This is a genomic window from Acrocarpospora macrocephala, from assembly GCF_009687865.1.
Lineage (GTDB): Bacteria > Actinomycetota > Actinomycetes > Streptosporangiales > Streptosporangiaceae > Acrocarpospora > Acrocarpospora macrocephala.
The window spans coordinates 62,693-74,915 of sequence record NZ_BLAE01000045.1; the positions used below are offsets into that span (position 1 = coordinate 62,693).

8 protein-coding genes are annotated in these 12,223 nt (G+C 68.1%); 4 read left to right on the forward strand and 4 right to left on the reverse strand.

The window, feature by feature from the left end; translation table 11 throughout:
- Nucleotides 1-149: 149 nt before the first annotated feature.
- From Amac_RS34440 to Amac_RS34455, 4 genes are all read left to right on the forward strand, one after another.
- Nucleotides 150-2,657 carry a glycoside hydrolase family 9 protein gene (locus Amac_RS34440; protein WP_155358597.1) on the forward strand — a complete coding sequence of 836 codons (2,508 nt, stop codon included), beginning with the start codon at nucleotides 150-152 and terminating at the stop codon, nucleotides 2,655-2,657.
- A 45-nt stretch (nucleotides 2,658-2,702) separates the two neighbouring features.
- Nucleotides 2,703-3,344: a B3/B4 domain-containing protein gene (locus tag Amac_RS34445; protein WP_155358598.1), complete on the forward strand. Its 642-nt coding sequence runs from the start codon at nucleotides 2,703-2,705 to the stop codon at nucleotides 3,342-3,344.
- 127 nt (nucleotides 3,345-3,471) lie between these two features.
- Nucleotides 3,472-7,137, forward strand: coding sequence for a multifunctional oxoglutarate decarboxylase/oxoglutarate dehydrogenase thiamine pyrophosphate-binding subunit/dihydrolipoyllysine-residue succinyltransferase subunit (locus tag Amac_RS34450; protein ID WP_155358599.1), 3,666 nt, complete (start codon nucleotides 3,472-3,474; stop codon nucleotides 7,135-7,137).
- A 69-nt stretch (nucleotides 7,138-7,206) separates the two neighbouring features.
- Nucleotides 7,207-7,386 carry a DUF6104 family protein gene (locus Amac_RS34455; RefSeq protein WP_155345236.1) on the forward strand — a complete coding sequence of 60 codons (180 nt, stop codon included), beginning with the start codon at nucleotides 7,207-7,209 and terminating at the stop codon, nucleotides 7,384-7,386.
- 20 nt (nucleotides 7,387-7,406) lie between these two features.
- Here the strand turns inward: Amac_RS34455 and Amac_RS34460 are convergent, their stop codons facing one another.
- The 4 genes from Amac_RS34460 to Amac_RS34475 form a co-directional block, all read right to left on the reverse strand.
- Nucleotides 7,407-8,168: an IclR family transcriptional regulator gene (locus tag Amac_RS34460; protein WP_170322804.1), complete on the reverse strand. Its 762-nt coding sequence runs from the start codon at nucleotides 8,166-8,168 to the stop codon at nucleotides 7,407-7,409.
- An 11-nt stretch (nucleotides 8,169-8,179) separates the two neighbouring features.
- Complete coding sequence (locus Amac_RS34465) at nucleotides 8,180-9,271, reverse strand: ABC transporter ATP-binding protein (RefSeq protein WP_155358601.1); 1,092 nt, start codon at nucleotides 9,269-9,271, stop codon at nucleotides 8,180-8,182.
- A complete protein-coding gene (locus tag Amac_RS34470; protein ID WP_155358602.1) occupies nucleotides 9,268-10,935 on the reverse strand; it encodes an ABC transporter permease subunit in 1,668 nt (555 codons plus the stop codon). Before Amac_RS34470 ends, Amac_RS34465 begins: the two co-directional genes overlap by 4 nt.
- Before the next feature lie 113 nt (nucleotides 10,936-11,048).
- On the reverse strand, nucleotides 11,049-12,116 hold the full coding sequence (locus Amac_RS34475) for an ABC transporter substrate-binding protein (RefSeq protein ID WP_155358603.1): 1,068 nt from the start codon (nucleotides 12,114-12,116) through the stop codon (nucleotides 11,049-11,051).
- Nucleotides 12,117-12,223 lie beyond the last annotated feature (107 nt).

A 12,223-nucleotide genomic window follows, 5' to 3' on the forward strand; every position in this document is an offset into this window, starting at 1 on the left:
GTGTTGGAAACATCAATGGACTCACAGTAATGGGAGCGCTCCCACATCCCTCCTGGCACGTCGCCGACGCCCCGCAACCGAGGTGCACCTTGAAACCAGCCGAAGCGAAGAAACCAGCCCGCAGAAGACGCCTCGCCGCATTAGCCGCGATGGCTCTCATCGTCGCCGGAATGACCCCCACCGCCGCCCACGCCGAAGGCCCCGAACAGATCTCCAACGGCACCTTCGACATCACCACCGCCCCCTGGTGGAACACCGGCAACCTCACGGTCGGCATCACCAACGGGCAGCTGTGCACCGACGTCCCCGGCGGCACCACCAACCCCTGGGACGCGATCATCGGCCTCGACAACATCCCCCTGGTCGCCGGCGAGACCTACGCCTACACCTTCTTCGCCACCGCCACCCCCGCCAGAGTCGCCCGCGCCCTCATCCAACTCCCGGTAGACCCGTTCACCTCATACCTGACCGCCAACCCAGAGCTGAGCGTCTCCGGCAACACCTACAACTACACGTTCACCTCCCCCGTCGACCTCCCCACCGGCCAGGTCGCCTTCCAGCTCGGCGGCAGCGCCACCCCCTGGCGGTTCTGCCTGGACAACGTCTCCCTCACCGGCGGCGCCGAGCCCGAGGTGTACGTCCCCGACACCGGCCCCCGCGTCCGCGTCAACCAGGTCGCCTACCTCCCCAAGGGCCCCAAGAACGCCACCGTGGTCACCACCGCGACCACCGCGCTCCCCTGGCAGCTGAAGAACTCCGGCGGCACCGTGGTCGCCCACGGCCAGACCACCCCGCGCGGCGTGGACGCCTCCTCCGGCCAGAACGTGCACTCGATCAACTTCGGCTCGTACACCAAAGCAGGCACCGGCTACACTCTGACCGCAGACGGCGAGACCAGCCGCCCGTTCGACCTCTCGGCCACCGCCTACGATCAGCTCAAACTGGACGCGCTGAAGTTCTACTACACCCAGCGCAGCGGCATCGCCATCGACGACTCCCTCCGCCCCGGCTACGGCCGCCCGGCCGGTCACGTCGGCACGGCCCCCAACCAGGGCGACACCAACGTCCCCTGCCAGCCGGGCGTCTGCGACTACTCCCTGGACGTCTCCGGCGGCTGGTACGACGCCGGCGACCACGGCAAGTACGTCGTCAACGGCGGCATCTCCGTCTGGCAGGTGATGAGCACCTTCGAGCGCACCAAGAACGCCGCCACCGCCGAGACCATCGGCGGCCTGACCATCCCGGAGAGCGCCAACCAGGTCCCCGACGTGCTGGACGAGGCCCGCTGGGAGCAGGAGTTCCTGCTGAAGATGCAGCGCCCCGACGGCATGGTCCACCACAAGATCCACGACCAGAACTGGACCGGCCTGCCGCTGCTGCCGCACCTGGACCCGCAGCTGCGCGAACTGCACCCGGTCTCCACCGCCGCCACCCTCAACCTGGCCGCCACCGCCGCCCAGGCCGCCCGCCTGTTCGCCCCGTACGACGCGAGTTTCGCCGCGAAGAACCTGACAGCGGCGAAGAAGGCATGGACGGCCGCCAAGGCCAACCCCGCCGTGCTGGCCTCCCCCGCCGACGGCAACGGCGGCGGCACCTACAACGACGACACCGTCACCGACGAGTTCTACTGGGCGGCCGCCGAGCTCTACATCAGCACCGGCGAGAAGGAATACAAGGACTACATCCTGGCCTCCCCGCTGCACTCCGCCGACGTCTGGCGCGAGCGCGGCTTCGACTGGGCCGCCACCGCCCAGCTGGGCCGCCTCGACCTGGCCACCGTCCCGAACGCGCTCCCCGGCCGCGCGGCCGTGCGCGCCTCGGTCCTCGCGGGCGCCGACAAGTACCTGGCCACCCTGAAGGCCCACCCGTACGGCCTGCCGTACGCCCCCGCCGACAACGTCTTCGACTGGGGTTCCAACAACCTGGTGCTCAACAACATGGCCGTCATGGCCGCCGCGTACGACATCAGCGGCCAGAAGAAGTACCTGGACGGCGTCCTGGAGGGCATCGACTACATCCTCGGCCGCAACGCCCTCAACCAGTCGTACGTGACCGGCTACGGCGAGGTGGCCTCCAAGAACCAGCACAGCCGCTGGTACTCCCACCAGCTCAACCCCGACCTGCCCAACCCGCCGCGCGGCACCCTGTCCGGCGGCCCGAACTCCTCCATCCAGGACCCGGTCGCCCAGACCAAGCTGCAGGGCTGCAAGCCGCAGTTCTGCTACATCGACGACATCGAGTCCTGGTCCACCAACGAGCTGACCATCAACTGGAACTCGCCGCTCTCCCAGATCTCGGCGTTCATCGCCGACCAGGGCGACGGCTCGGTCACCACACCCGGCAAGTGCGACGTCGACTACAAGATCCTCGGCTCGGTCCCTCAGGGCTTCGCCGCCGAGGTGTCGATCAAGAACACCGGTCCCAGCACGATCAACGGCTGGTCGCTCACGTGGTCCTTCCTCGGCGGCCAGAAGGTCCTCGCCGCCATCGGGGCCGACCACAGCCAGAGCGGCGCGACCGTGACGGCCAAGAACATCTCCCTCAACAAGCAGATCAAGCCGGGCAAGTCCGTAAAGTTCGGCTTCGTCGCGAAGAACGCCCCCGGCCCGAACCCGGTCCCCGACCTGGTCACGCTGAACGGAGCCGCTTGTAAGTAAAAGGGCCAGGGCCCGCGGCGGCGCCGCGGGTCCTACCCTGGTCGTGTGATCGAGGACATCTGGGTGGACGACCGCGTCCGCGAACTACGACCCGACTTCGCCGTGCTGGTCATCGGCGCGTACGGGCTGCGCAACGGCCCTTCCGACGAACGATCCCGAGCCTGGCTGGCCGACGCGGCGGCGCGAGCCGTACCCCTCGATCACGAGAAGATCGAGGCGTGGCGCGCCGCCTACCGCGCCTTCGGCGCGAAACCCCAGCGCACCCGCCCCTCGGTGGACGCCCTGATCCGCCGCATGCCGCTCCCCGAGATCAACCTCGTGGTCGACGCGTACAACGCCGTGTCGGTACGGCACGCGCTGCCCATCGGCGGCGAGGACGCCGGACACTACGCGGGCCCGGCCCGGCTGGTACGCGCGAGCGGCGACGAGCCCTCCGACGAGGCCCTGGGCGAGCCGGAGATCGGCGAGGTGGTCTGGCGGGACGACGTGGGCGTCACCTGCCGCCGCTGGAACTGGCGGCAGTGCGTCAGGACGCGCATCACCGAGCAGACCGTGGACGCGGTGTTTCTACTGGAGCGCCTGGAACCCCTGTCCATTGACGAACTGACCGCGGCGGGCGGGGAATTGGCGAACCTGCTGGGCGAGATCTCCCCTAATGTCCGGACCGAAACCCGCCTCCTGGCCTGATGCGGTTGTGACGCTCCAACGGTGAAAGCCATAGGGTAGGAGAGGGCGCGCCTCGCTGTTCCGGGCGAGTAGCCTTGGACAGGTTCTTAACATCAACGCCGATCTGCGGAAGAGGGCGATTTCCGCCGTGTCGTCAGAGTCGTCGCGGTCTAACCCGCTGGCAAGCTTCGGGCAAAACGAGTGGCTTGTCGACGAGCTGTACCAGAAGTATCTCCAGGATCCGGAGTCGGTGGACAAGGCCTGGTGGCACTTCTTCGCTGATTACAACGGGACGGGTAAGACAGCCCCGCCCCCGGGGGCACCCAACGGCGCCACCCCTGCCGCCGCTCCCGCAACCCAGACCCCCCCGGCGACGAAAGTAGCCCCGCCAAAGGTCGTCCCCCAGGCTCCTGCCCCGCAGCGGCCGAAGGCGGCGACCCCTGTTCCGGCGGGCGCGCACGAGGAGAAGCTGCGCGGCGCCGCCGCCAGGACCGCCCTCAACATGGAGGCGTCCCTCGCGGTGCCGACCGCGACCAGCGTGCGCGCGGTCCCGGCCAAGCTGCTGATCGACAACCGGATCGTCATCAACAACCACCTGTCCCGCGGGCGCGGCGGCAAGATCTCCTTCACGCACCTGATCGGTTACGCGATCATCCAGGCGCTGAAGAGCATGCCGGAGATGAACCACGCCTACGCCGAGGTGGACGGCAAGCCGACCCTGCTCAAGCCCGAACACGTGGGCCTGGGCCTGGCCATCGACGTGCAGAAGAGCGACGGCACCCGGCAGCTGCTGGTCCCGTCCATCAAGAACGCCGAGACCCTCGACTTCCTGCACTTCTGGATGGCGTATGAGGACATCGTGCGCAAGGCCAGGTCCGGCAAGCTGGGCGTGGACGACTTCCAGGGCACCACGATCTCGCTGACCAACCCGGGCACGATCGGCACCGTGCACTCGGTGCCGCGGCTGATGCCCGGCCAGGGCACGATCATCGGTGTCGGCGCGATGGAATACCCGGCCGAATACCAGGGCGCCTCCGGCGACACCCTGTCCCGGCTGGCGATCAGCAAGGTCATGACGCTCACCTCGACGTATGACCACCGGATCATCCAGGGCGCGCAGTCGGGCGACTTCCTGCGCCGGATCCACCAGCTGCTGCTGGGGGCCGACGACTTCTACGACGACATCTTCGAGTCACTGCGGATTCCGTACGAGCCGGTCCGCTGGACCCAGGACGTGTCGGCCACGCACGACGACGACGTGGCCAAGTCGGCGCGGGTGATCGAGCTGATCCACGCCTACCGGGTGCGCGGCCACCTGATGGCCGACACCGACCCGCTGGAATACCGCCAGCGCAAGCACCCCGACCTGGACATCACCAAGCACAGCCTGACCCTGTGGGACCTGGAGCGCGAGTTCCCCACCGGCGGTTTCGGCGGTCGCCCGCTGATGACGCTGCGCGAGGTGCTGGGCGTGCTGCGCGACTCCTACTGCCGCACGGTCGGCATCGAGTACATGCACATCCAGGGTCCCGAGGAGCGGGCCTGGATCCAGGCCCGGGTGGAGAAGCCGCACGCCCGGCTGGACCGCGAAGAGCAGCTGCACGTGCTCAGCCGCCTCAACACCGCCGAGGCGTTCGAGACGTTCCTGCAGACCAAGTATGTCGGCCAGAAGCGGTTCTCGCTGGAGGGCGGCGAGTCGCTGATCCCGCTGCTGGACTCGGTGATCTGCTCGGCCGCGGCCGAGGAGCTCGACGAGGTCGTCATCGGCATGGCCCACCGGGGCCGCCTGAACGTGCTGGCCAACATCGTCGGCAAGTCGTACGCGCAGGTGTTCGGCGAGTTCGAGGGCAACCTGGACCCGCGCTCCGCGCACGGCTCGGGCGACGTGAAATACCACCTCGGCGCGACCGGTGACTTCGTCTCGCCGAACGGCTGCAAGATCACCGCTTCGGTGGTGGCCAACCCATCGCACCTGGAGGCCGTCGACCCCGTGCTCGAGGGTGTCGTCCGGGCCAAGCAGGACCTGCTGGAGCGCGGCGAGGAGGGCTTCACCGTGCTGCCCGTGCTGGTGCACGGCGACGCGGCCTTCGCCGGCCAGGGCGTGGTGGCCGAGACGCTGCACCTGTCGCAGCTGCGCGGCTACCGCACCGGCGGCACCGTGCACATCGTGGTCAACAACCAGGTCGGTTTCACCACCTCGCCCGCCTCGTCCCGCTCCTCGGTATACGCGACGGACGTGGCCCAGATGATCCAGGCCCCGATCTTCCACGTGAACGGCGACGACCCCGAGGCGGTCGTGCGGGTCGGCAAGCTGGCCTTCGAATACCGCCAGGCGTTCCGCAAGGACGTCGTGATCGACATGATCTGCTACCGGCGGCGCGGCCACAACGAGGCCGACAACCCGAGCTTCACCCAGCCGCTCATGTACGACCTGATCGACGCCAAGCGTTCCACCCGCAAGCTCTACACCGAGGCCCTGATCGGCCGTGGCGACATCACGGTGGAGGAGGCCGAGCAGGCGCTGCGCGACTACCAGGAGCAGCTGGAGCGGGCCTTCACCGAGACCCGCGAGGCGTCCAGGAAGCCGCTGGAGCCGGGCGCGGTGGTGAAGCCGCCCGCCGACGAGGTCATCCCGTGGTCGCACGACGACGTCAAGTCGGCGATCTCCCAGGAGACCGTCAAGCGGGTCATCGACACCCAGCTCAACCTGCCCGAGGGCTTCACCGTGCACCCGCGCCTGTCGCCGGTGCTGCAGAAGCGCGGCTCGATGATCGAAGAGGACGCGATCGACTGGGCCACCGGCGAGACCCTCGCCTTCGGCTCGCTGCTGCTGGACGGCCACCCCGTCCGCCTGGTCGGCCAGGACTCGCGCCGCGGCACCTTCGGCCAGCGGCACGCGGTGCTGGTGGACCGGGTGAGCGGCGAGGACCACACCCCGCTGAAGACCTTCAACGAGGGCACCACGAAGTTCTACGTCTACGACTCGCTGCTCAGCGAGTTCGCGGCGCTCGGCTTCGAATACGGCTACAGCGTGGTGCGGCCCGAGGCGCTGGTGCTCTGGGAGGCGCAGTTCGGCGACTTCGTCAACGGCGCCCAGTCGATCATCGACGAGTTCATCTCGGCCGGCGAGCAGAAGTGGGGCCAGCGCTCCTCGGTGGTGCTGCTGCTGCCGCACGGCTACGAGGGCCAGGGCCCGGACCACTCCTCCGCCAGGATCGAGCGGTTCCTGCAGATGTGCGCGCTGGACAACATGACGGTGGCGCAGCCGACCACCCCGGCGAACTACTTCCACCTGCTGCGCTGGCAGGCGCTGTCGGACCGGCGCAAGCCCCTGATCGTGTTCACGCCCAAGTCGCTGCTGCGGGCCAAGGCGGCGGCCTCGGCCACGGCGGACTTCACCTCGGGCGCGTTCCGGCCGGTGCTCGGCGACGAGACGGTGGATCCGGCGAACGTCACGAAGGTGGTGCTCTGCTCGGGCAAGATCTACTACGACCTGGCCGCCGCCCGCGACAAGTCGGGCCGCCAGGATGTGGCGATCGTCCGGCTTGAGCGGCTCTTCCCGTTCCCGGAGAACCCGCTCAAGACGGAGCTGGCCAGGTATGCGGGCAATGTCGAGCTGGTGTGGGCGCAGGACGAACCGGTCAACATGGGGCCGTGGCCGTACCTGGCGCTCAAGATGACCGAGCGGCCGGACGCGCTCGCGGGCCGTCGCCTGGGGCGGGTGTCGCGGACGCCGAACTCCTCACCGGCGGCCGGGTCGCACGCCGCGCACGACGCCGAGCTCGCCGCGATCGTGGACGAGATCTTCGGATAGGACATGAAGGTGAGAAGTCCCCTGCGGCCCGGGCCGCGGGGGACTTCTCCATATTGGGGAGGCACCACCGTGTATTTCACCGACCGGGGCATCGAGGAGCTGGTCGAGCGCCGGGGCGAGGAGGAGGTGGCGATGCTCTGGCTGGCCGAGCGCCTGCGCGAGTTCGTCGATCTCAACCCCGAGTTCGAGACCCCGATCGAGCGCCTGGCGACCTGGCTGGCGCGCCTCGACGACGACGAGGACGATTGACGACTCGATCAGTGGGGCACTCAGCGGCTGTTGGCCGCCGCCGCTCGCTGCAGAGCCGCCTGGATCGTCGCGACGTATTGCTCATCCGACCGGGTCATCGGGACGACCACGGCCAGAACTCCGAGAAGGAGGTCACCCCGGAAGACAGGCGCTGCGACCGCCCACGATTCCTCGGTCGACTCGCGACCGCTGTAGCCCATGCCACGTTCTCGGATGACGGCGCATTCGGCCCGCAGATCGGCCAAGGTACGCACGGCCCCGGACTCTGTCTTGAACTCGTCGGTGCCCGGCGGCAGACCGAGGTAGCCGTGCTCGGCGTTGCTGAAGGCGATAAGGGCCTTACCTGCGGCGCCGAGGTACACCGGCCCGCGCTCACCGGGGTGGCAGACCCTCCGCACGAGCCTGCCGGACTCGGCCGACTCGATGCAGACACGGTCATTCCCGGAGCGGACGAAGAACGCCACGGTCTCGTCGAGCTCGTCTCGGAGGCTGGCGGCGGCTTCTCCCGCGAGTTTGCGGATTCCCGACCACTGGTCGCTGGCGTACAGGAGCGCGGTCAGCTCGGGTCCGGGGACGAACTGACCATCCCCGTCCTGCTCCAGGAAGTCAGCCATCTTCAGGGTTGCCAAGAGCCGCGATGCGGTGCTCAGGCTGACACCGGCCGCGCCGGCGAGCTCGGTGAGCGTCCGGCTCCCGCGAGCGACCGCGGAGAGCAGGTTGAGCGCACGGATCACCGACCTGACGCCGCGCTGCTCGGTGGGCTCATCTGCCAGCTCGGTCACCGGATCCTCCTTCATCCTTCGGCCGGCGAGCCGAAGACGTTCACATCGCGTGTCCGCCAGATCATGCCCACTGTCTCGCCGGTGCGGTAGGGGTGCTCGCCGTCATCATGCTGCATCTGCACCCGCACCGGGCCGAGTGTCTCGGAGTGGACGGTGTACATCGTGTGCGAGCCAAGGTACAGACGATGCGTGATCTTCCCGGTGCAGCGGCTGAACCCAGAAGGTGGGGCAGCTGCGATGTCCGTCAGCGCGATCCGCTCCGGTCGCACCGCGGCCACAGACGCGTCGGCGGGCACGCCCCTGCCGTCGTCGACTGACAGCAGTCCGCCGTTCTCGACGCTCAGCCGCCCCGGGGCCTCGGGATGGACCGCGAACATGTTGTTGGTGCCGAGGAAGTCCGCGACAAAGGCAGACCGGGGGTGCTCGTAGAGCTCCCGTGGTGTCCCCATCTGCTCGATCCGGCCGTGGTTCATCAAGGCGATGCGATCAGACATCGACATCGCCTCCTCCTGGTCGTGGGTGACGTAGACCATTGTCACCTTCAGCGCTTGCTGGAGCTGCCGGAGCTCGACCTGGAGACGCTGTCGCAACTTCCGGTCGAGGGCGCCCAGTGGCTCGTCCATGAGGAGGAACGCCGGGTCGAACACGATTGCCCGCGCCACCGCGATCCGCTGTTTCTGGCCGCCGGAGAGCTGGTCGGGCAACCGGTCGGCCGCGGCGGCCATGTCGACGAGCGCGAGCGCCCGGTCTACCCGCTCGGCGATAACCTTGCGCGGCTCCTTGCGCATCTCCAGGGGGAAGGCGAGGTTGTCGCGGACCGACATGTGGGGGAAGAGCGCGTAGTCCTGGAATACGACACCGATGTTGCGCTTGTCGCTCGGCACGTGCGCGATGTCGATGCCATCGACGCGGATGGTCCCCGACGTCGGGTCCGTGAAACCGGCAAGCATCATCAGGGTCGTGGTCTTCCCCGATCCTGACGGGCCGAGCACGGTGAAGAACTCACCAGGCTCGATCGTGAGGGTGAGGTCGTCGACGGCGACCTGGCCGGCGTACTCCTTGCGCACGTTGTCGAAGTGGATCGCGCCGTGGCCGGAGGTCATGAGTTGCTCCTCGAGATCTGGGTGAGGCGGCGGAACAGCGCATAGCCGAGCCAGATGAGAGCGGCGCACGCCATGACGAAGACGGCGATCACCGCCACGGTCGGGTTGGTCTCCAGTGATAGCGCTTCGAAGATCCGCTTGGGGAGCGTCTTGACGTGCACGCCGGAGAGGAAGATTGCGACCGTCGATTCGTCGAACGAGGTCAGGAACGCGAAGAGGCCGGCGGTCAGGATGGACGGGGCGATCAGCGGCAGCACGATCCGGCGCAGCTGGACCGTCCGGCTCGCACCCAGGCTGGAAGCGGCTCGCTCGTAGACCGGGTTGAGCGAGCGGAGCCCCGCGCTGACCACGCTGAACACGAACGGCAGCGCCAGCGTCACGTGGGCCAGGACGATCCCCAGCTCGGTGTCGACGAGCCCGATCCGCTCGAACTCCATGGAGAAGCCGGCAGCGGCGACCACCGTGGGGAACAGCAGCGGCAGCATCATCAGGGTCGAGGTCGACGCTCCCCACCCGCGGACCGCTCCCCGGACGACGCCCATCGCGGCAAGCGTCCCGAGCACTCCGGCGATGATGGTCACCAAGAGCGCGATCCGGACGCTGACCGCGAGCGGATCGAGCCAGCTCGCGGTGAAGAATTCCGCGTACCACTGGGTCGAGTAGCCGACCGGCGGGAAGATCAGCGCCTGGGTGGAGGCGAACGAGATCGGAATGACGATGAACTGCGGCGCCAGCACGAGGGCGCCGAGGGCGGCGGCCAGGACCTTCGGCAGTCTGCGGCTGCGGGTGACGCCGAGGCGGTCAAGCCCGCCGGCCGCGCGTCCCGCGAGCCTGAGGACGCGTCCGCCGCCGCGCTTGGCGTGGGGGGAGCGGGTGACCGTGGCGCCGGACCGCCCAGCGAGCTCGGTCGTCGACATCCCGGTCAGCCGCTGGAAGACGAGGACGATGACCAGGACCAGGGCGCCGAGCACGAGAGCAGCGGCCGAGGCAAGGCCGTAGTCGCCGCTCTGCTTGATCGCGCTGTGGATCAGCGAGCCGAGCATGCTGCCCTTGGAGCCGCCGAGGAGCGCAGGGATCACGAACGCGCCGATGCCGTAGACGAAGCACAGGACCGATCCCGCTTGGATGCCAGGCTTGGTCAAGGGTAGATAGACCCGGACGAACGCCTGGGCCGGCCCGGCGCCCAGACTGGTCGCGGCGCGCACCCGCGAGTCGTCGACCGAGCGCATCGTGGCGGCCAGCGGCAGGATCATCAGCGGGAGCAGGTAGTGGGAGAGGCTGACGACGACCGCGATCGGCGTGAAGACCATCCCGATCGGCTCCAGCCCGAACTGCTCGATCAGCTTGTTGACCGGGCCCTCGCGCCCGAGGATCACCAGCCAGGAGAACGACCGCAGCAGGACCGAGGTCAGGTACGGCGCCATGATCGCCACCGTCAGGAAGGTGCGCAGCCAGACGCCGCCGTGCACCATCTGGTACGCGATAGGGTAGCCGAAGATCAGCGCCACGAATGTCGAAGCCGCGGAGATCAGGATCGTCCGCACGATGTTGTCGACATAACCGGAGTGCCCAAGAAGCCGAGTGAAGTTCTCCAGGCCGAAGGTCGGTTCCGTGACGCTACGCAGGCAGAGGATCGCGACGGGAAGCACGAAGACCAGGGTCACGACCAAGACCGCAGGAACCCCGCTCAGGTCCCAGCCGCGCCGACGGCGCCGACCTCCCGCGCTGCGAGAGGCCGGCCCCGAACGGTCCACGTCTGGGGATGCCGGAGTGGTGGTCACGCGTTCTGCCAGTCCTGCCAGCGCTTGAGCACGTCCGCGCCGTTCTTGGCCCACCAGTCCACGTCGATGCGGAAGGTCTCGTTACTGGCGGTTTCCTCGGTGCCGGGAAGGTCGGCGCGTGTCTTGGCGTCGAGGCCGTCGAGCAACGACTTCAGCGACGGCGTGTAACCGAGCTTGTCCATGATCGCCTTCTGGACCTCGGGCTTCAACGAGTACGTGATCGCGTTGAGGGCGTCCGGCTCGTCCGGCGCTCCCTTGGGAATGACGAGCTGCTGAACGGAGAGGACGGCGCCCGTCCAGGTGTAGTCCAGCGGCACCGCGCCGCTCTTGGCGATGCTCTTGATCCGCGCGAGGTTCCCGTAGCCCAACGCGATTTCGCCCTGTGAGATGGCGTTCTGCAGGTCACCGTTGGACGTGAAGAAGACGGTGTCGTCGCGGATGGTGTCGAGTTTGGCGAAGGCGCGGTCCAGGTCGAGCGGGTAGAGCTGGTCGACCTTGACGCCGTCGGCGATCAGGGCGCCCTCGATGATGCCCCAGGGCAGCGCCACCATGCCGCGCTTGCCTGGAATGCGCTTCGTGTCGAACAGGTCGGCCCAGGAATCTAGGCCACCGGGCACCTTGTCCTTGTTCCAGAACAGGTTGCGCGAGAACGTGTACCACGGCACCGAGTATTCGGTGACCGCGCTCGGGTCGGCGAATCCGTTGAGGCCCTTGGTGTCGAGCGGCTGCAGCACGCCGGCGGCCATGAACTGGGCGAGCGAGGAGTCCTCGGCGTCGATCAGGTCGAGGGTCATCGAGTTGGACTTGGACATCTGCACCAGCTTGGCAACGTCGGAGCCGCTGCTGTCGTAGAGGACCTTGACGCCGGTGTCCTTCGAGTACGGGTCGAAGAGCGCCGCCTTGACGGCCTCCTGGTAGGTGCCGCCGAACCCGGCGTACGTGATCGACCCCTTCTCGTCTCCGCCGCCCGAGCAGGCAGTGAGGCTGCCCAGGGCCACGACAACCGCGGCCAGCACGGCGCCGATGCGACGCCGACCCCTGGTGGCGTCGAGATATGTTCGCATTAGGGTTCCTTCTTGGTCAGGGCGGCCGGTTGGGTGAGTGAACCACCTCGGGCAGTTCTTCCACAGAATGAAAGTGCGACTTCCATTGCAGAGATGCTGTGGCCCGA